Annotated in this window: 20 protein-coding genes; 11 read left to right on the forward strand and 9 right to left on the reverse strand. The window is 65.1% G+C overall.

The window, feature by feature from the left end; genetic code table 11:
* Nucleotides 1-2: 2 nt before the first annotated feature.
* Together ACRWQA_RS03795 and ACRWQA_RS03800 are read right to left on the reverse strand one after the other, a co-directional pair.
* Nucleotides 3-518, reverse strand: a complete 516-nt coding sequence (locus ACRWQA_RS03795) for a TRAP transporter small permease subunit (protein ID WP_318153157.1) — start codon at nt 516-518, stop codon at nt 3-5.
* Between the two features lie 80 nt (nt 519-598).
* Nucleotides 599-1,594 (reverse strand): TRAP transporter substrate-binding protein, encoded by a 996-nt coding sequence (locus ACRWQA_RS03800; protein ID WP_263581111.1) that lies wholly within the window; start codon nt 1,592-1,594, stop codon nt 599-601.
* A 159-nt stretch (nt 1,595-1,753) separates the two neighbouring features.
* Here ACRWQA_RS03800 and ACRWQA_RS03805 point away from each other — a divergent pair, with 159 nt between their 5' ends.
* Together ACRWQA_RS03805 and ACRWQA_RS03810 are read left to right on the forward strand one after the other, a co-directional pair.
* Nucleotides 1,754-2,437: a GntR family transcriptional regulator gene (locus ACRWQA_RS03805; protein WP_434230304.1), complete on the forward strand. Its 684-nt coding sequence runs from the start codon at nt 1,754-1,756 to the stop codon at nt 2,435-2,437.
* A gap of 88 nt (nt 2,438-2,525) precedes the next feature.
* Entirely contained in the window at nt 2,526-4,004 is a 1,479-nt protein-coding gene (locus ACRWQA_RS03810; RefSeq protein ID WP_263581109.1) for a protein adenylyltransferase SelO, read from the forward strand.
* A 4-nt stretch (nt 4,005-4,008) separates the two neighbouring features.
* Here ACRWQA_RS03810 and ACRWQA_RS03815 read toward each other — a convergent pair whose 3' ends face one another.
* Nucleotides 4,009-4,911, reverse strand: a complete 903-nt coding sequence (locus tag ACRWQA_RS03815) for a LysR family transcriptional regulator (protein ID WP_434230308.1) — start codon at nt 4,909-4,911, stop codon at nt 4,009-4,011.
* A gap of 94 nt (nt 4,912-5,005) precedes the next feature.
* Between ACRWQA_RS03815 and kynA the strand changes: the two genes are divergently transcribed.
* The 3 genes from kynA to kynU are packed head-to-tail and all read left to right on the forward strand — an operon-like array spanning nt 5,006 to nt 7,776.
* Entirely contained in the window at nt 5,006-5,878 is an 873-nt protein-coding gene (kynA, locus tag ACRWQA_RS03820; protein WP_434230311.1) for a tryptophan 2,3-dioxygenase, read from the forward strand.
* Entirely contained in the window at nt 5,875-6,504 is a 630-nt protein-coding gene (gene kynB / locus ACRWQA_RS03825; RefSeq protein ID WP_434230314.1) for an arylformamidase, read from the forward strand. Before kynA ends, kynB begins: the two co-directional genes overlap by 4 nt.
* A 39-nt stretch (nt 6,505-6,543) precedes the next feature.
* A complete protein-coding gene (gene kynU / locus ACRWQA_RS03830) occupies nt 6,544-7,776 on the forward strand; it encodes a kynureninase (protein WP_434230316.1) in 1,233 nt (410 codons plus the stop codon).
* Nucleotides 7,777-7,779: 3 nt separating this feature from the next.
* Here the strand turns inward: kynU and ACRWQA_RS03835 are convergent, their stop codons facing one another.
* From ACRWQA_RS03835 to ACRWQA_RS03860, 6 genes are all read right to left on the reverse strand, one after another.
* Nucleotides 7,780-9,093, reverse strand: a complete 1,314-nt coding sequence (locus ACRWQA_RS03835; protein ID WP_263581104.1) for a TRAP transporter large permease — start codon at nt 9,091-9,093, stop codon at nt 7,780-7,782.
* The gene (locus ACRWQA_RS03840; RefSeq protein WP_434230318.1) at nt 9,093-9,599 is read right to left on the reverse strand and encodes a TRAP transporter small permease; all 507 of its coding nucleotides are present in this window, start codon (nt 9,597-9,599) and stop codon (nt 9,093-9,095) included. The genes ACRWQA_RS03835 and ACRWQA_RS03840 overlap by 1 nt, the downstream gene beginning before the upstream one ends.
* A 72-nt stretch (nt 9,600-9,671) precedes the next feature.
* A complete protein-coding gene (gene dctP / locus ACRWQA_RS03845) occupies nt 9,672-10,673 on the reverse strand; it encodes a TRAP transporter substrate-binding protein DctP (protein WP_263581102.1) in 1,002 nt (333 codons plus the stop codon).
* 72 nt (nt 10,674-10,745) lie between these two features.
* A complete protein-coding gene (leuD, locus tag ACRWQA_RS03850) occupies nt 10,746-11,378 on the reverse strand; it encodes a 3-isopropylmalate dehydratase small subunit (RefSeq protein WP_434230321.1) in 633 nt (210 codons plus the stop codon).
* 13 nt (nt 11,379-11,391) lie between these two features.
* On the reverse strand, nt 11,392-12,789 hold the full coding sequence (gene leuC, locus ACRWQA_RS03855) for a 3-isopropylmalate dehydratase large subunit (RefSeq protein ID WP_434230324.1): 1,398 nt from the start codon (nt 12,787-12,789) through the stop codon (nt 11,392-11,394).
* A 161-nt stretch (nt 12,790-12,950) separates the two neighbouring features.
* Nucleotides 12,951-13,766 carry a GntR family transcriptional regulator gene (locus ACRWQA_RS03860; RefSeq protein WP_263581099.1) on the reverse strand — a complete coding sequence of 272 codons (816 nt, stop codon included), beginning with the start codon at nt 13,764-13,766 and terminating at the stop codon, nt 12,951-12,953.
* Nucleotides 13,767-13,919: 153 nt separating this feature from the next.
* Here ACRWQA_RS03860 and ACRWQA_RS03865 point away from each other — a divergent pair, with 153 nt between their 5' ends.
* The 6 genes from ACRWQA_RS03865 to ACRWQA_RS03890 all read left to right on the forward strand — a co-directional run bounded on the left by ACRWQA_RS03865 (nt 13,920) and on the right by ACRWQA_RS03890 (nt 19,467).
* Nucleotides 13,920-14,306, forward strand: coding sequence for a nuclear transport factor 2 family protein (locus ACRWQA_RS03865; protein ID WP_434230326.1), 387 nt, complete (start codon nt 13,920-13,922; stop codon nt 14,304-14,306).
* A 56-nt stretch (nt 14,307-14,362) separates the two neighbouring features.
* The gene (locus tag ACRWQA_RS03870) at nt 14,363-15,238 is read left to right on the forward strand and encodes an isocitrate lyase/PEP mutase family protein (RefSeq protein WP_263581097.1); all 876 of its coding nucleotides are present in this window, start codon (nt 14,363-14,365) and stop codon (nt 15,236-15,238) included.
* A 214-nt stretch (nt 15,239-15,452) separates the two neighbouring features.
* Nucleotides 15,453-16,127 carry an isochorismatase family protein gene (locus ACRWQA_RS03875; RefSeq protein WP_263581096.1) on the forward strand — a complete coding sequence of 225 codons (675 nt, stop codon included), beginning with the start codon at nt 15,453-15,455 and terminating at the stop codon, nt 16,125-16,127.
* A gap of 17 nt (nt 16,128-16,144) precedes the next feature.
* On the forward strand, nt 16,145-17,107 hold the full coding sequence (locus ACRWQA_RS03880; RefSeq protein WP_263581095.1) for a polysaccharide deacetylase family protein: 963 nt from the start codon (nt 16,145-16,147) through the stop codon (nt 17,105-17,107).
* A gap of 3 nt (nt 17,108-17,110) precedes the next feature.
* On the forward strand, nt 17,111-18,043 hold the full coding sequence (locus ACRWQA_RS03885) for a polysaccharide deacetylase family protein (RefSeq protein ID WP_434230330.1): 933 nt from the start codon (nt 17,111-17,113) through the stop codon (nt 18,041-18,043).
* Nucleotides 18,044-18,054: 11 nt separating this feature from the next.
* Nucleotides 18,055-19,467: an FAD-dependent oxidoreductase gene (locus ACRWQA_RS03890; RefSeq protein ID WP_263581093.1), complete on the forward strand. Its 1,413-nt coding sequence runs from the start codon at nt 18,055-18,057 to the stop codon at nt 19,465-19,467.
* Nucleotides 19,468-19,694: the final 227 nt, after the last annotated feature.

Genomic DNA, 19,694 nt, shown 5'->3' on the forward strand with positions numbered 1-19,694 from the left:
GCTCAGCCCTCCCCGCGCAGAATTTCAGCCACGTACTGCAGTGACAGCTGTGTGGTGCCAACGGCCATCGGCACCAGGCCGGGCCACAGCGGCGGGTTCCACACCGTGCCGGTGGTCCAGCCGCCCTCCCAGGCTTCCCAGACGTAGAACCAGGAGGCGGAGGCCAGGGCCGCGCAGAAAGCGAGGCCGCACAGGGCCGCGGCCAGCCGCATCAGCCGACGCGCGATGCCGCCCAGGGCGTCCGGCAGGATGGTGATCGCCACGTGGCCACCGGTCATCAGCACGTAGGGACTGCCCAGCAGCATGGCGGCGGTGACCGCAAGCACGGTGAACTCGGTCTGCCAGCTTGTGCTCATGCCGAGCACATAGCGCACGAACACCATCTGGCAGATCACGGTGACCCCGGCAATGAACAGGATGCCTGCCACATAGGCCAGCAGGCGTGAGAGTCGATCCATCAGGCCGATATAGGCGCCGACGACGCCGAAGCGTTGAGCAAGGGGCTGAGAGTGGGCCATGGCCATGCAGTCCTCCCGGGGGTCGAAATGGGGGGCCACCCGTTGCGGGTGGCCCGGCTCACGCAGGGAAGGGCTGGGCGTCACTCGACGGCCAGGGCCGCGTCGATGATCGCCTGGCCATTGGGCACGCTCTCGGCGAAGTTCTTGTAGGAGGTCTGGCGGGCGATCTCGAGCCAGGCGTCGTAGTCCTCCTTGCTCATGCGCACCACCTCGACGCCGTTCTCCTCATAGACCTTCACCATCTCCTGGTCGATGGCGGCGGCTTCGGCGGCGAAGAACTCCTCCGCGGCCTGGCCGGCCTCGGTCAGCGCCTGCTGCTGCTCTTCGTTGAGCTTTTGCCAGGTCTGTTCGGAGATCAGGATCGGCTCGTACATGAACCACAGCGCAAAGTCGCCTGGCTCGGTCAGGCAGTCGACCTGCTCGTAGAGGCGGAAGGAGATGAACGACATTGATGAGGTGTTGGCGGCGTCCAGTACGCCGGTCTGCATGGCGGTATAGACCTCAGAGGAGGGCATCGAGGCGATCGACGCGCCGGCCTCCTCCAGCATCTGCTCGAAGGCCGGGCCGGCGGCGCGCAGGTTTTGCCCCTGCACGGTGTCCGGCGAGGTGATGCACTGCTCGCTGGAGGCGAAGCCGCCCGAGAGCCAGGCGTCGGCCAGCACGCGCGCGCCGCCCTCCTGGATCACCTCCTTGATCATCTCCATGAATTCGGAGTCGTTGAGGCGCTGGGCGTGCTCATGGTTGCGCACCAGCCCCGGCATCAGTGTGGCGGAGAACTCAGGGTGGCGGCCGCTGGCGTAGTCGAGCGGCAGCGAGGTGATGTCGAGTCGCCCACGGGTCAGGGCGCTCCACTGCTCGTTGGCCTTGAACAGGGACTGGCCCGGGTGGACCTGGATCTCGAGGCCAACATCGGCCTCGGCTACCTGGCGGGCCATCATCTGCACCATCTCGTCGCGCACGTCGCCCTGGCCACCGGGGAACTGGTGCGAGGCGCGCAGCACGGTATTGGCGGAAGCGGCGCTACTGACGGCGAGGGCCAGTGCCAGGGCAGCGAGGGGTAGGGTATGGCGTTGCATATGGCGTCTCCACGAGGTTGTTGTTGTGTGCTTTCATGCTTGTGATGTTTATCAGCGACGCTGATGTATACTTCAATAGCTGTTGCGTATACTGATGTCAAATTCGTTACAGTGAATAGAAGGCCGACGCTAGCGGTCGATATCGAGGGAGGTATGCCCATGGCCAACGCCAAGCGCTCCAATGCGCAGCGACTGCGCGACTCGCTGGAGAACGCCATCATCAACGGGCGATTGGCGCCCGGCGAACGGCTCGACCCCGAGGCGCTGGGCCGCGAATTCAATGTCTCGCGCACGCCGGTGCGCGAGGCGATCCAGCAGCTCGTGGCCAGCGGGCTGGTCACGGTGATGCCGAAGAAGGGCACCTTCGTGGCGCGGGTGGGCATCAACCAGTTGATCGAAATGTTCGAAGTCATGGCCGAGCTGGAGGGTATGTGCGGACGCCTGGCTGCGCGGCGCATCAGCGACACGGAGCTCGCCGAGCTGCGCGGTGCGCTGGAGCGCTGCGAGGCCGCCGCCCTGGCCGGTGACACCGACGAGTACTACTACGAGAACGAAGCCTTCCACGACTGCATCTATCGCGCCAGCCACAACGGCTTCCTGCTCGGCGAGGCCCGCCAGCTCAAGCAACGGCTCAAGCCGTATCGTCGCCTGCAGCTCAAGGTGCGCCAGCGCATGCACAGTTCACTGCGTGAGCATCGGACCGTGGTGGCGGCCATCGAAGCCGGCGATCCGGCGGCGGCGGAGCATGCCCTGCGCGACCATGTGCTGATCCAGGGCGAGCGCTTCAGCGACTTCGTGGCCAGCATTCGCGAGTTCGAGAATCCCGCGACTGCCACCGGTTAGGGGTGCCAGCGGCGTACGAGAGGCGCCGCGCTCGATTTTCGACCTCTGCACGCCTAAAGTGACGGGCAGGAACGCCAGTGGAGCCGCCATGTTTCCCCCTTTCACTCTTCGCTATGCCCGCCTGCCGGAGCGCTTCTTCGAGCGCTTCGAACCGGTGCCCGTGCGTGAGCCGCACCTGGTCGCCTTCAATCGGCCACTGGCCGAGGCGCTCGGCTTCGAACTTTCCGCCTTCGATGCCGAAGAGGCGGCGGTATGGTTCTCCGGCAACGTAGTGCCGCGCGGCTCGGAGCCGCTGGCCCAGGCCTATGCCGGGCACCAGTTCGGTGGCTTCGTCCCGCGACTGGGCGACGGCCGTGCCGTATTGCTGGGCGAGGTGACCGACTGCGACGGCCGGCTGCGCGACATCCAGCTCAAGGGCGCGGGGCGCACGCCGTTCTCGCGCGGCGGCGACGGTCGTGCACCGCTGGGCCCGGTGCTGCGCGAGTACCTGGTCAGCGAGGCGATGCATGCCTTGGGCATTCCCACCACCCGGGCGCTTGCCGCGGTGACTACCGGTGAACGGGTGGTGCGCGGCATCCCCGAGCCGGGGGCCATCCTCACCCGCGTAGCCGCCAGCCACATCCGCGTGGGTACCTTCCAGTATTTCGCCGCTCGCGGCGACTTCGAGGGCGTGCGTGAACTGGCCGATCACGTCATCGAGCGGCACTATCCCGAACTCACTGAACGTGAGGGTGGCGAGCGCTACTTGGGGCTGCTGGAGGCGGTACAGGCGCGCCAGGCGGCCCTGGTCGCCAAGTGGATGGGCGTCGGCTTCATCCACGGCGTGATGAATACCGACAATACCTCGGTCTCGGGCGAGACCATCGACTTCGGGCCCTGCGCCTTCATGGAACAGTACGAGCCGCAGATGGTGTTCAGCTCCATCGACGAGGGCGGGCGCTACGCTTACGCCAACCAGCCGTGGATCGCCCAGTGGAACCTGGCGCGCCTGGCCGAGACCCTGCTGCCGCTGATCGACGAGGATAGCGACCGCGCGGTGAAGCAGGCCACCGAGCTGCTGCATCGTTACCCTGAGCAGCATGAGGCGGAATGGCTCGATGTGATGCGCGCCAAACTCGGCCTGCATCAGGCGCAGCCCGAGGACAAGACGCTGATAGAGGCGTTGTTGGCGTCCATGCATCGCGGCCGCGCCGACTTCACCCTGGCCTTTCGCCGCCTGGCGGATGCCGCCGAGAACGCCGAGGCGGAGGCTTCGCTGGTGGCCCTGTTCGAACGCCCCGAGGAGATCGCCGGCTGGCTCGAGGAGTGGCGCCAGCGGCTCGCCCAGGAGCCGCTGCCCGAAGGTGAGCGAACGCGCCAGATGCGTCTGGCCAACCCGGCCTTCATCCCGCGCAACCACCGCGTGCAGCAGGCGCTCACCGCGGCCATGGACGAAAACGACTTCGGCCCCTTCGAGACGCTGCTCGATGTCGTCACCCACCCCTTCGACGATCAACCCGGGAGAGAGGAGTACACGCGCCCGGCCGAACCCACCGAACGGGTCTTCCGCACTTTCTGCGGGACTTGATCGTTCAGCTCTCGCCGTGAAGGTCGTCTAGCGTGCGGGCCAGTCGCCTGGCGGCCGACGCCTCGGCTTCCCCCTGGCGCATCACCAGGTACCAGTTGAGATAGAGCCCCCGCTCTGTCAGGGCGACCGAGGCCAGCTCACCCTGCGCCAAGTGCGGTGCGAGCGTCCAGGCCGGCAGGATGCTCACACCCAGGCCGCCGCGCACCAAGGCCAGTACAGCGTCGGTCACGCCGGCGCTGATCACCCGTGCTGGTAGTACGCCGGCGGGGCTGAACAGCTGCTCGTACTCGCGCCCCTTCTCCGGGGTGGTGTGGTAGGCGACGTAGGGTTCGGCGGCCACCTCCTCGGCGCTGGCCCAGTCACGCTGGGCCAGGGCGTGGCCCCGGGGCACGACCAGGCGCAATTCGTCGCGGCGCAGCGAGACGGCCTCGAACCCTGTGGGCGGATGACTGCCGGCGACCAGGACCAGGTCCACATGACCCTGTCGCAGCGCCCGGCAGGGATCCAGCGAGACATCCGGCACGACTTCCACGCCGATACTCGGATGGCTTGCAGCAAAGGTGGCCAGGCAGCCGGGCAGCCAGTGGTAGCCGCCACATGCCTCGACTCCCAGACGCACTACCTCTTCGATGCCGACGGCCAAGCGCTGGATGTCCTGCTCGGTGCGCTCCAGTTCGGCCAGCACGCCGCGGGCGGCATGCAGCAGCCGCCTGCCCGCCTGCGTCGGGTTCAGCCGACGCTGGCCGCGGGTGAACAGTGCGGCCCCCAGCAGGCGCTCCGCCTCCTTGAGCCGGTGGCTGAGTGCCGATTGGGTCAAGCCGAGCTGCACGGCGGCATCGGACATGCTGCCGGCATCGGCGATGGCCACCATCATCTGCATCTGGCGAGTGCTGAGTCGCGTCGTCATATTATTTTATTTCATGGAAAGATGTCTTTTTATCAAATTTCAATGTCGCCAGCACCTTCGTACACTTACGGAAAGACGACGGTGGAGAATGACCATGGCCAAGCGGAAGGAAGAGCCGGCTCGCAGCGCCAGCGTGGATCTCTCGCAAGAGCAGGTGCACTGGGACCAGCCGATGAGCTACGGCGACTATCTGCAGCTGGGGCCACTGCTGTCGGCACAGCAACCGGGCACCGAAGAACATGACGAGATGCTGTTCATCGTCATCCATCAAGTCTCGGAGCTGTGGCTCAAGCAGTGCCTGCACGAGGCCCATGCGGCTGCCGCCCACATTGCTACCGATCGGCTGCGCCCTGCGTTCAAGATGCTCACGCGCGTGGCGCGGATCCAGGCGCAGATGATCAGTGCCTGGGAGGTGCTGGTGACCCTGACGCCGGCGGATTACGCGCGCTTTCGCGACAGCCTGGGGCAAAGCTCCGGTTTGCAGTCGTACCAGTACCGCGAGCTGGAGTTCCTGCTCGGCAACAAGAATGCCGCCATGGTCGAGGTTCACCGCCGTCATCCGGACCGCTACCAGCGACTCAGCGAGGTGCTGCATGCGCCGAGCCTCTACGACATCAGCCTGCAGCTGCTGGCTCGGCGCGGCTTCGAACTTCCCGCTTCGGTCGTCGAACGCGACTGGTCGGAGCCCTACCGGCCCTGCGAAGAGGTGGAGCAGGCCTGGGCGGCGATCTACCGCGACACCGAGCATCACTGGGAACTCTACGAACTGGCCGAGAAGCTGGTCGACACCGAGTACCACTTCCATCAGTGGCGCTTCAGCCACCTCAAGACCGTGGAGCGCATCATCGGCCAGAAGCCCGGTACCGGCGGTACCGGCGGGGTCTCCTTTCTGGCCAAGGCGCTGGACCTGCAGTTCTTCCCCGAGCTGTGGTCGGTGCGTACCACCCTCGAGGAGGGCGCCTCATGAGCCGGCTCTACGACATCTCCCAGCCGCTGCGGGCCGACATGCCGGTGTGGCCCGGTGACACGCCTTTCGCCCATGAGCCGACCTGGGTGCTCGGCGAGCAGTGTCCGGTCAACGTCTCGCGGCTGGTGCTTTCCACCCACACCGGCACCCATGCCGACGCGCCGAGCCACTATGCCGCCGAGGGACAGGCCATCGATGCGGTAGACCTGGCGAAATACATCGGCCCCTGCGTGCTGCTCGACGTGCGCCATGCCGGGCCGAGAGTCGAGCCCGAGCACCTGCTGCCTGAGCTGCCGTCTCGGGTCGAACGGGTACTGCTGCGCACCTGGGCGCGCTTTCCTCATGAGGAATGGCGCAGCGACTTCACCACGCTCGCGCCGGAGAGCATCGACCTGCTGGCCGAGCGCGGCGCCCGGCTGATCGGCGTGGACGCTCCCTCGCTCGACCCCGAGGTGGACAGCGCGCTGCTGGCGCACTGGCGCGTGCACCATCACGCCATGGCGATTCTCGAAGGGCTGGTGCTGGACGCGGTGCCGCCCGGTCACTACGAGCTGATCGCCGTGCCGCTCAAGCTGGCCGGGGCCGACGCCTCGCCGGTGCGTGCCATGCTGCGTGAGCTGGATTGACCCCGCCACCTTCCCCTTTTTCGATTATCGGAGCGCACCATGCCCGTGACCCTCGACGAGGTTCGTGAACTGGATCGCCAGGACCCGCTGGCCCCCTTTAAGGCCTGCTTCGCCCTGCCTGCCGGAACGATCTATCTCGACGGCAACTCCCTGGGGGCTCAGCCGAGCGCTGCGGTGGAAGCCGTCAATGGCCTGATGACACAGTGGCGCGATTCGCTGATCCAGGGCTGGAACCAGGGCTGGTTCGATGCCCCGGAGCGGCTTGGCGATCGGCTGGCGCCGCTGCTGGGGGGCGCACCGGGAGAGGTGCTGGTCACCGACACCATCACCCACAATATCTTCAAGCTGCTGGGCTATATCACCGAAGGGCAGGGAAGGGCACGGCCGGTAATCCTCAGCGAAGGGGGTAACTTTCCCACCGACGGCTACATCGCCCAGGGCTTCTGCCGCTTCGGTGGCTTCGAGCATCGGGTACTGCCGGAAGGCGAAGCGCTGGATGCGTATCTCGACGACCGGGTGGCGGTGGTGGTGCTCAGCCACGTGCACTACCGCACCGGCCGGCTGCGCGAGATGGCGGCAATCACTCGGCAGGTGCATGCCAGCGGCGCCGAGGTCATCTGGGACCTGGCCCACTCGGCCGGGGCACTGCCCGTCGAGCTGGCGGCCTGCGGGGTACGTTACGCTGTGGGCTGCACCTACAAGTACCTAAATGGCGGCCCCGGTGCGCCGGCCTTTCTCTATGTGCGCCGCGACTGCCAAGCGCTGGGCTGGCAGCCGCTCTCAGGTTGGCTGGGCCACGCTGCCCCCTTCGCCTTCGAGGCCGACTACGCGCCGGCGCCGGGCATCTCGCGGTTCCGTACCGGCACTCACTCGCCGCTGGCCTATGCGGCGCTGGAAGCGTCCCTTGCACTGTGGCAGGAGGTTGACCTCGCCCAACTGCGGCGCAAGAGCCAACGGCTGATCGAACTCTTCCGCGAGTCGCTTGGCGACTGTCTGGATGAACACGGTATCAGCGATATCACCCCGGACGAGACGCAGCGCGGCAGTCAGGTGGGGTTGGTGGCCCCGGACAATGGCTATGCCATCGTCCGGGCGCTGATCGCGCGGGGCGTGATCGGCGATTACCGCGAGCCGGGGCTGATGCGCTTCGGTTTTGCGCCGCTCTACCTGAGCCATGAGGACGTCTGGCAGGCGGCCCGGCACCTGCGCGAGGTGCTGGCGGAAGGCGAGTATCTGGCGCCGCGCTTTCAGCAGCGCGGGGCGGTGACGTGAGGGCTAGTTGATCATTCCGGGCAGCCAGGTCGCGATGCCGGGGAACACGATCAGGATGGCGACCAGCAGCATCGAGCAGAGTATGTACGGAATGGCGGCTGCGTAGATCTCGCGCATGGTGGTCCCCGAGGGCGCCACGCCCTTCATCACGAACAGCAGCAGCCCCAGCGGTGGCGTGGAAAAGCTGATCTCCAGCGCCAGCAGCATGATGATGCCGAACCAAATGGGATCGAAGCCGAGCACCTGGGCCAGCGGGAAGAAGAACGGCACCGTCAGCATCATGATCGAGATCTGCTCCATGAAGGTGCCGAGCACCAGCAATACCGCGAACATGGCCAGCAGCATCAGGATCGGCGCCAGGTCGAAGCTGGTGGCCCATTGGATCAACCCGCTCGAGGCGCCGGAGAAGGCCAGCAGCTGGCTGAAGGTGGCCGAGCCGAACACGATCAGGTAGGCCATCAGCGTGACCTTCAGCGCACCGATCACCGAGAGCTTGAACGCTTCCCAGGTCATGCAGCGAAAGATCACCGCCAGTACGATAGCGCCGAGGGCGCCGAACGCTGCCGCTTCCGAGGGCGTGGCGAAGCCCATCAGCATCAACGCCACGATGAATACCATCACGCTGATCATCGGCAGGATGTCGGTGAGTACCAGCAGCAGCTTCTGGCCGAGCGGCACCGGCTCGAGCTCGTAGTTGGGCGCCGCACTCGGGTCGAGCCGAGTCTGGATCCAGATCGTGGCCATGTAGAGTCCCGCCAGCACCAGGCCGGGCATGATGCCGGCGATCAGCAGGGCGCCGATATCGACCTTGGCCAGGGTGGCCAACAGCACCGCCAGCGCCGAGGGCGGAATGATGATGGCCAGCCCCCCGGTGCCCAGAATCGGGCCGATGGCCATGCGCTTGTGGTAGCCGCGACGCTCCATCTCCGGTACCAGCAGCGAGCCCATCAGGGCGGTGGAGCCCATCGACGAACCGCTCAGGGTGGAAAACCCGGTGCCGCCCACCACGGTGACGTAGGAGAGCCGCCCGGGTACCTTGCCCATCAGTTGATCGATGGCATTGAACATGCGCATGCCCAGGCCGGTGCGGAAGAACAGCTCACCCATCAGCAGGAACAACGGGATTGGCACCAGGTTGAAGCTGGAGAGCGCGCCGAAGCCGTTGTTGAGCAACTGAATGAGCCCATTCTGGCCGCCCATGAAGTGCCAGGCACCTATGACATTGGCGGCGAGGAAGGCCAGCGCGATTGGCGTGCCGATGGTCATGAAGCCGAGAATCAGGGCCAGCAGAAAGGCCAGGGCCAGATACCATTCCATTATTCCTTGATCCCCGCTTCGCCGCTGTGAAGGATGTCCCGCCCGATCACGAAGCGGGCGAATTCGATGGCCATCATGAAGAAGCACACCGGGTAGGCGATGGTGAGGATCCACTTGGGCACGAAGAAGGCGCGCACGTCGTAGTCGTTGCGCACAAGATTCATCGACACCAGGTCATAGCCCTTCCACGCCAGTACCACGCAAACCGCCACGCACAGCAGGGCGACCAGGCGGCTCAGGAACTGCAGTGCCATCGGCGGCAGGATCGAGGTCAGCAGCTCGATATGCACGTGGCCCTTGTGTCGGACCAGCCAGGGTGCGCCCAGCAGGGTCAGGTAGAACATGGCGTACTCGGTGGAGAGAAAGAACCATGCTGAGGGCTGCAGGCCCAGGTTGCGGATCACCACGGAGAGCACGATGGCGACCATCAGCCACACCAGCATGATGGCGGCGGCGAGGGCCATGCCGTTTAGTAGCAGCAGATAAGCTCGACTCGCGTAACGCATTAGGGGTACCTGGACGCGAAGGAGGGGGCGAAGCATCAGGGGGCCGACCGCCTGGCAGTCGGCCCGCTTTGCTTACAGGTCGTTGAACTTCTCGATCAATTCATCATAGTGCTCGAGACCCATGGGATGGCGCTCCATTTGACGGCGCATGCGTTCCCAGGTGGCTTCGCGGGCAGCCTCGGAGAAGCGCTCGCCGGCCTCGCCTTCCAGGCGGAAAACCTGCATGCCGTCGGCTTCCAGCTCGGCCTGCTGCTCCTCGGCCAGTACCTCGAAGCGCTCGGCGCTGGCGCGCTCGTGTTCGATGGCCACTTCCTGCAGGATCTCGCGCGCTTCCTCGCTCAGGCCGTTCCAACTGTCCAGATTGACGATCACGCCCATGTCGGTGGAGAAGAAGTCGGGATCGATGCGGTAGTTGAGGAAGCGGTCCCAGTTGAGGTCCTTCAGGCCGATCTGGGTCCAGCCTGTGGCGTTGACCACGTTGCGCTCCAGTGCCGAGTAGACGTCGGTGGTCGGCAGGCTGATCGGCTGGGCACCGAGGTAGTCCTGGAAGAAGGCGTCATACACCGGGTTGCTGCGCAAGGTCATGCCCGAAACGCTGAGATTGCCTTCATCGTCCAGCTGCGGTTCGTTGATGGTGTAGAGGTTGTAGCTCACACCGCTGTCGAACCAGCCCAGGTAGTAGACGCCCATCTTGTCCTGGTGGATCTGGTTGAGCAGGTCGATGCCGCCGTTCTCGCGGGCGAAGATGGCATCGGTATTGGATGCCACCATGGCGTCGCGCTCGGGCACGGTGCCGGCGTAGAAGCTCGCCGCGGTGTAGGCCATGTCGACCACCCCGTTGCGCACGGCGTCCGGCTGCTCGGAGAGTCCGATCACCTCGGGGCCACCGCGCACGTCGATCTGTACCACGCCTTCGCCGCGCTCGTTCACCTTGTCGACGAACTCGAGGAAGCTCTGGGTATAGATCAGTGACGGCGGAAAAGCGTGAACGGCGCTGATGCGCTCCACGGCCAGGGCATGGCCTGAAGCCAACAGGGTGGCCAGGCCGAGGGAAGCGATGAAAGGCTTGTTCATGGTTGTTCTCCTTGTGACAGCGGGTAGTCGTGTTGTGGCTTGTTATGAGCCCCTTGGAGCGGGAGGCGGGCCTCAGCCCCGTGAGATGACCTCCGGTGGCGTGGTGTCGAGCCAGGGGCGTTGGCTGGCATAGTCAGCGGCGAAGCGCCGTATCGTCTCCGCATGCTGCCGGGTCATGTCGATATCGTCCCAGCCGTTGAGCAGCTTGGTGCGCCAGGTCGGGGCGATGGTGAAGGCCACGCTCAGTACGCCGGCTTCGATGCGCTGCGCCTCCAGGTCGACGCGCAGCGGGCCGGGCGTATCGCCAAGGGCCGCGAGCAGGACTTCGGCGTCCTCCTCGCTGACCGTGGCGGGCAGCAGTCCGTTGTTGACCGCATTGGAGGCAAAGATGTCGCCGAAGCTCGGCGCAATCACGCAGCGAAAGCCGAAGTCCACCAGTGCATAGACGGCGGCCTCCCGCGACGAGCCTCCGCCGAAGTTGCGCCGTGCCACCAGCGTTTTCGCTTGCTCCGCCAGTGGGTGGTTGAGGATGAAATCTTCAAGCGGCCGGCCGCTATCGTCATGGCGCAGGTCGTGGAGCAGGAACTGACCGTAGCCGACGCTGCGCGGCTCCTTCATGAAGCGGGCCGGGATCAGCTGATCGGTGTCCACGTTGGTCAGCGGCAGCGGACAGGCTATGGCGTCGAGAATCTTGATCGGTTCCATCACATGGCTCCTGTCACAGCTCGCGCACGTCGGCCAGGCGGCCGGCGACGGCCGCCGCGGCGACCATGACCGGCGACATCAGGTGGGTCCTGGCGCCCGGTCCCTGGCGACCCTTGAAGTTGCGATTGGTGGTTGAGGCGCAGCGTTCGCCGGCCGGCACCAGGTCGCCGTTCATGCCCACGCACATGGAGCAGCCGGATTCGCGCCACTCCAGCCCCGCATCACGAAAGACGACGTCCAATCCTTCGGCTTCGGCCTGCCGTTTCACCTGGGTGGAACCGGGCGAGACGATGCCCGGCACCTTGCTGCGGCGGCCGCGCAGCACCTCGGCGGCGGCTCGCAGATCTTCCAGGCGAGCGTTGGTACAGGATCCGATGAAGACCCGATCGATGACGATGTCGGTCAGCTTCTGGCCGGGCTCGAGGCCCATGTAGTCGAGACTGTCGCGTATCTGGCGGGCCTTTCCGGCGTCGGTTTGCTCGGCTGGCTTTGGCACTCGGGCATCGATGGGCAGTGCCTCCTCCGGCGAGACGCCCCAGGTCACGGTGGGGGCGATCTCGGTAGCGTCCAGCGTCACTTCATGGTCGAAGTGGGCACCCTCGTCGCTCTTCAGCGTGTGCCAGTAGGCCAGCGCCTGCTCCCAGCGCTCACCCCGAGGGGCAAAGGGGCGGCCGCGCAGGTAGGCGAAAGTGGTGTCGTCGGGGGCGACCATGCCGCAGCGGGCGCCGCCTTCGATAGAGAGGTTGCACAGCGTAAGGCGCGCTTCCATGGAGAGGGTGCGGATGGTGTTGCCGGTGTATTCGATGGCGTAGCCGCGGGCGCCATCGGCACCCAGCCGGGCGATCCAGGTGAGGGCGATGTCCTTGGCGCCGATGCCCGAAGGCAGCTCGCCCTCGACGGTCAGGCGCATCTTCTTCGGGCGACTCTGCCATAGGGTCTGTGTCGCCAGTACATGGGCGACTTCCGAGGCGCCGATGCCGAAGGCGATGCTGCCGAAGGCGCCATGGGTGGAGGTGTGGCTGTCGCCGCACACCATCAGCAACCCGGGCTGGGTCAGACCCTGCTCTGGGCCGAGCACGTGAACGATGCCCTGGCGCGGGTCGTCGAGGCCGAACAGGGTGATGCCATGCTCGTGGGTATTATCCGCGAGCTGCTCGATCATGCCGCGCACCTTGGTATCGCCGATGGCGTCGAGGCGGCGGGTCAGGGTCGGCACGTAGTGATCGGCGATGCCGAAGGTCAGGTCGGGGCGAGCCACAGACAGGGAGCGCTCGCGCAGCTTGTTGAAGGCGTGAAAGGAACCTTCGTGCACGAAGTGCCGATCGATCCACAGCAGGCTCTGGCCGCTCTCGTCGCGGAGGATCTCGTGGGCATCCCACACCTTGTCGAACAGGGTTGTTGGCATCGTCATGTCGGTCGCTTACCGAGGCTGCATCACCCGAGGACGCCGCAGCATTCCTCGTATCGTCTTGATACAACTATCTCAGGCTGATGAACAGGTCAAATGTATTTTATTGTCTTTTTTATATGTACTAAAAATAGGACAAATGTTCATGCCTATCTCGCACCGGCTCATGCCTCCTGGCTTTCCGTCTCCCGGTGGTGCGGCTCTGGGGGCATCGGTTCCCAGTAGCGGGCCGCCTCGTCGCCGGTGCGATTGAGGTCAATCTGGATGCGGTAGCGATCGGGGCGGTAGAGCGCGTCGAGGTGTTCCACGCCGCGCCCCTCTTCGTCGTACACCACGCGGGTCAGGGCGATCAGCGGTGAGCCCACCGAGACGTCGAGCGCCTCGGCCACCTCATGGGTGGCCAGGGTCGCCGAGATGGTCTGGGCCGCATGATCGACCTTCACGCCGCTGCGCTCTAGCAGGGCGAACAGCGGGGTCTGCGACAGGTCCGCCTCGTTGTAGTGCAGGGCGATGTATTCCGGCACGTGAGTCACCAGGTAGGAGAACGGCTTGTCGTCCGCCATGCGCACACGGATCGAACGCTGCACGCGCTCGCCGTCGCGCAGCCCCAGGCTCTCGCGTACCGGCTCCGGCGGCTTGACGTAGCAGAACTCCAGCAGCCGTACCCGCGAGGCCTTGCTCATCTTGACCATGTTGGGCATCAGGTTGGCGACGCTGGCGGTCATCACCGTGGCGTCCAACGGCTGCTCCAGTACCACGGTGCCGAGCCCCGGCTTGCGTGCCACCAGCCCCGCTTCGTCAAGCGCCTGCATGGCGCGCCTGACCGTGACCCGTGATACGCCGTACTGCTCCGCCAGCTTCAGCTCGCCTGGCAGCTTGCGCCCTGGCGCCAACCGGCCGCTGAGGATTGCATCCTTGAGCAGCAGGTAGATGCGATGGGACTTGGTGCCGCCCACGGAGTTCGCATGCGTATCGTTCATGGTGAGTCCTTGGTCTTGTTGCTAATCATGGTGAGGCGCTTGACGCGATGCATGAAGTAGACATAGAAATGTATTATGCATAGGACAGGTTTGTGTGCCATGCAATTCGAAGAATAGCGTCAAACAACGACAAAGGCTTCCTTGGAGACCCCTATGTCTGCCGACATGCCTGCTGCGAGACTCGAGGAGGTCGTGCGTGACTTTCTCGCAGCCATGGAAGCGCGCGATCTCGAGCGCGCCGAAGCCCTGCTCGACGAGAAATTCACCATGGTCTTTCCCGGCAGTGGCGAGATGCATTGCCTTGAAGAATTGGTGGCCTGGGCCGCTAGCCGCTATCGCTTCGTGCGCAAGCGCATCGCCGGCTTCGACAGCTTCGCCGAGGGCGAGCATGCGACGGTGGTGTGCCACGGTGAACTCGACGGCGAATGGCCCGACGGGACACCTTTTGCCGGCGTGCGTTTCATCGATCGCTTCGAGCTGCGCTGCGGCAGGATCGTCCGGCAACAGGTCTGGAACGACCTGGCGCTGGTCCGGCGCTGAATCAGGTGTCACGCCGATTTTTCTTATTTCAATCGTTACCGAGGATCCCCAACGCCATGACTCTTCCTGCCATCGATCTGAAGGCCAGGCTGCACTCCCCTGAGATCGTCGTGGCGCCAGGCGTCTACGATGCCCTGAGCGCTTCGCTTGCCGCCGATGCCGGCTTCGACACCGTCTATCTCTCCGGAGCCAGCATCGCCTATACCCAGCTTGGACGCCCCGACATCGGCCTGGTCAGCGTGAGCGAGGTCAACGACGTGATGTCGCACATCCGCGAGCGTACCGAGCTGTCGGTGGTGGTCGATTGTGACACTGGTTTCGGCAACGCCATGAACGTGATGCGTAGCGTGCGCATGCTGGAGCGCGCCGGTGCCAACGCCGTTCAGCTCGAAGACCAGACCTATCCCAAGCGCTGCGGTCACCTGCGCGGCAAGACGCTGGTACCCGAGGACGAGATGGTGGGAAAGCTCAAGGCCGCGCTGGATGCTCGCGAAAGCGACTCGACCCTGATCATCGGCCGCACCGACGCGGTGGCGGTGGAAGGCACCGAACGAGCCATCGAGCGCGCCCACGCCTACCGCGACGCCGGCGTCGACCTGCTGTTCATCGAAGGCATTCGCAGCGACGATGATATCGCCAGCATCATGGCCGAGTTCCGCGGCAAAATCCCGATCATGGCCAACATGGTGGAGGGGGGCGACACGCCGCTGCAGAACGCCCAGGCGCTGCAGCGACTGGGCTTCTCTCTGGTGATCTTTCCCGGCGCCCTGGTGCGAGCCTTCACCCACATGGCGGGGCAGTTCTTCGACACCCTGCGCCGCGACGGCACCACCGATGCGTTCCGCGAGCGCATGCTCGACTTCGGCCAGCTCAACGAAGTGCTCGGCACCCGGGCCATGCTCGAGCTGGGCGAGAAGTACGACGGCCGCTGAGGCATGGAAGAATGCCTGGCAGCACGACAATTACAGCGACTGAGGAAGCGCTGATTTATGTCGCGAGCGAAGAGAGGCTGGTTGCCGCCGGAGCGCAAGAACCGGAGTTTACGCGGTGTAAATGAGGATTTTGACCGGGCTGGCGCACCAGCACCGCCGACAGCCAGGATATCAAGCGCAGCAATAAATCAGTGTTTCCCAAAGGAGAGCGCGCATGATCACGACTGATAAAACCGCCAAGGAGATTTTCTTCGAGGTGATGGCCAACCCCCAGCGCGTGCCGTTCGGCTTCGGCAACAAGGCGGTACTGGTCAACGTCGATCCGCAGAAGGCCTACACCCGCACCGACCTCTACAAGACCGCCTACGAAACCGACCCCAGCCAGCTCGACTACGTGAATCAGCTGGCACGTGGCTTCCGCCGGCTCGGCTGGCCGGTGGTGTGGACCCACGTGGCCTTTCTCGATTCCGCCGAGGATGCCGGCGTGTGGGGCACGCGTACCGATACTCCCGACTCGCTGCAGAACATCAAGTACGGCTCCGACCGCGCCGCCTTCGACGAGCGGGTCGAGATCGAGCAGGGTGACGTCGTCTACACCAAGCGCATGCCCTCGGCCTTCTTCGAAACGCCGCTGCAGTCGCTGTTGGTATGGCACAAGGTCGACACCGTGATCGTCACCGGTGGCTCCACCTCCGGCTGCATCCGCGCCACCGCGGTGGACAGCCTGTCGCGAGGTTATCGCACCATCGTCCCGATGGAGTGCGTGGCCGACAAACACGAGAGCTACCACTACGCCAACCTCACCGACCTGCACCTGAAGTACGCCGACGTGCTGAACGTGGCCGAGGTGCTGGCCTGGCTCGAGACGCGTGCGGCCGAGCAGGCCTGAGCCGCGAGGAGGCTGACATGAAGGCTGAGATGAAAGAGCGATTGGACGCCTACGACTACTGGCCCTACGAGGACCGACCCAGGATCACCTGGCCGAACGGGGCCCGAGTCGCGTTCTGGGTGGCCCCCAACATCGAATACTACGAACTCGATCCGCCGGCCAACCCGCAGCGCAAGCCGTGGCCCACGCCGCACCCTTCGGTGCCGGGCTTCAGCATTCGCGACTACGGCAACCGGGTCGGACACCAGCGCCAGATGGCGCTGCTCGACAAGTACGGCATTCGCGGTTCGGTATCGCTGTCGGTGGCGCTGTGCGAGCACCACCCCGAGATCATCGAGATGTGCCGCGAGCGCGACTGGGAATTCTTCAGCCACGGTATCTACAACACCCGCTACACCTACGGCCTGAGCGAGGAACAGGAGCGGGAGATGATCCGCGACGGAATCGAGACGATCCATCGCCACACCGGGCAGAAGTGCGCCGGCTACCTGGCGCCGGCGCTGTCCCACTCGGAGCATACCCTGGACCTGTTCGCCGAGGTGGGCCAAGAGCTGTTCGGCGAGGAGGGTGGCATCTACACCTGCGATCTGTTCCACGACGACCAGCCCACCCCGATCCGCCTGCGTTCGGGGCGTCGCTTCATCTCCATGCCCTATTCGCTGGAGATGAACGATACCATCGTCTATGCGGTGAACAAGGTGGAGCCGCGCCACTACCTGACCATGCTCAAGCGCCACTTTGACCGGCTCTACGCCGAGGGCGCGGAGTCGGGCACGGTGATGTGCATTCCGACCCACAACTACCAGATCAGCTGCCCGCACCGCATCAAGGCCTTCGAGGAGGCGCTGGAGTACATCACCGGTCACAGCGACGTATGGGTCGCCACCGGCCGCGAGATCGCCCAGCACTATCTTTCTCACCACTACGATGACGCCCTGCATGACATCGACGCCAAGGCCGCCGCGGCAGGGAGGAGCTGAGCCATGTCCCTCGAACCGGAATACCTGCACTACCCTTGGCGGCGCCACGGCTACGACCACGAGCGCTACGCCTGGTCGATGCTCGGTGATCGCCGGCCGATCCGCTGGCCCGGAGACAAGCCGCTGGCGGTATGGATCAACGTCGCGCTGCAGTTCTACCCGCTCAACCAGCGTGGCGTACCGTTCAAGGTGCCCAACGGCATGACCATGCCCTACCCGGACCTGCGTCACTACTCGCTGCGCGATTACGGTAACCGGGTCGGCATCTACCGCATGCTCGCGGCATTCGAACAACGCGGCATTCGTCCCACCTGGGCGATCAACGCTCAGCTCGCCGAGCAAACTCCCTACCTGCTGCAGCGCCTCAAGGCCTACGGCGGCGAGTTCCTGTGCCATGGCTGGAACATGGATCACCTGCACTACGGCGGCCAGGATCGTGACGAGGAGGCGGAGATCGTGCGCCGCTCGGTGACGATCCTTCGCGAGCTGACCGGGCAACCCGTTCGCGGCTGGCTGAGTCCGGCCAAGCACCAGAGCTGGAACACCCCTGAGCTGCTCGCCGAGAACGGTATCGAGTACTGCTGCGACTGGGTCAACGACGATCTGCCTTACCCCTTCTCCACCTCGCAGGGTGCGCTCACCATGATGCCGCTCTCCACCGAGGTCGAGGATCAATTCGTGATGTGTCAAAACCTGCACTCGGAGGAGAGCTGGGCGACTCAGGTAACGGACGCCTTCGACTATCTGCTGCGGGAGGGACGGGAGCAGGGCGGCCGACTGCTGGCGCTTAACCTGCACCCCTGGCTCGTGGGCCAGCCCCATCGCATCGGCTGCCTGGAGGCGGTACTCGACCATATCGTGGGGCATGCCGAAGTGTGGCAGGCCCCGGCGGGTGAGATTCTCGACGCCTACCGGGCTCAGACCATCAATGACTGAGGAGAGACGTCATGCCTATCGTGGCCTTTGGTAGCGGTGAGGCGTTCGAGGCGCATGTGCCGCTGGTGATCGTCGGGGCGGGCGCTTGCGGCCTGGTGGCGGCGCTTGCTGCCAAGGGGGCCGGCATGGACTCGGTAGTGCTGGAGCGCGATGCGCTGCCGCGGGGCAGCACCTCCATGTCGCAGGGGTTCATTCCGGCGGCGGGGACGCGCTTCCAGAAAGAGGCGAGTGTCGAAGACAGCCCGGAACTGATGGCCGAGGACATACAGCGCAAGAACGGCCACCAGGCTGACCCCGCTATCGTTCGCGCCCTGACCGAAGCCTCGGCCGGCGTGGTGGAGTGGCTGGCCGACGCTCACGGCGTGCCTTTCGACCTGGTGGAGGGCTTTCTTTACCCCGGCCACAGCCGCATGCGCATGCACGCCACCCCGCGGCGTACCGGAGAGGAGCTGATGGGCAGCCTGCTCAACGCGGTGGAGGCGGCGGGCATCGACCTGCTCACCGAAGCCCAGGTGGTGGATCTGCACGTGGACGACGCCGGCCGAATGCATGGCGTGACCCTCGAGCGCCCCGACGGCAGCCGGGAGACTATCGGCTGCGACGCACTGATCCTTGCCTGCAACGGCTACGGCGGAAATCCCGAGCTGGTGGCGCGTCACTTGCCGACCTTGAAGGATGCCCTCTACTTCGGCCATGAGGGCAACCAGGGCGACGCCTTGCTGTGGGGAGAGGCGATGGGCGCCAGCCTCAAGGACCTGGGCGCCTGTCAGGGGCACGGTTCGCTGGCGATGCCACACCAGACTCTGATCACCTGGGCGGTGATGATGCGTGGCGGGGTGCAGATCAACCGCGAAGGGCGACGCTTCTCCAACGAGCACGGCGGCTACTCGGAGCAGGCGGCCAAGGTACTCGCCCAACCGGGCGGGCTGGTCTGGAACCTGTTCGACCGGCGCATCCACCAGGCAGCGCTTGAATTCGAGGACTACCGTAATGCCCACATTGCCGGGGCGGTGCGCACCTTCGACAGCCTCGAGGCCATGGCAACGGTGCTGGCCCTGCCGCTGGAGGTCTTGCGCGAAACCTTCTCCGAAATGCACGCCCTGGCCGAGAGCGGTGAGGCAGACGACTTCGGGCGGAGTTTCAAGGCCGCGGATCTGTTGGAGGCGCCCTTTCACGCGATCAAAGTCACCGGCGCGCTGTTCCATACCCAGGGTGGGCTCGAGGTGGACACCCAGGCTCGGGTAGTACGGCGTGACGGCGCTACATTCCCCAACCTGTTTGCCGCCGGCGGCGCGGCGCGGGGTGTCTCCGGCTCGGGGGATAGTGGCTACCTTTCGGGCAATGGCTTGCTGAGTGCGGTGGTGCTGGGAGCTATCGCGGGTCGAGAGGCCGCTCGCCAGCTCGGCTGCGACTCTGCCGCCTGAGCGGAAGCCCAGGGCGTGGAGTAGGCTACTGATCGCCGGCCTCCGCCATCGCGACCAGTCGGACCATAGCGATTGCGGCTGACCGACTGAGCTCAGAGAGCGGGGCTCCGCATGTTTACGAGCCACTTGAAAAACATGGCATGATTTTACAATGTCGTGAATGACATTTTTTTACCGACTTGTTAATAAAGATAACGTTAATGGACCGTTAAGCTGCCACTCTATCG

The organism is Billgrantia sp. C5P2 (genome assembly GCF_051062895.2).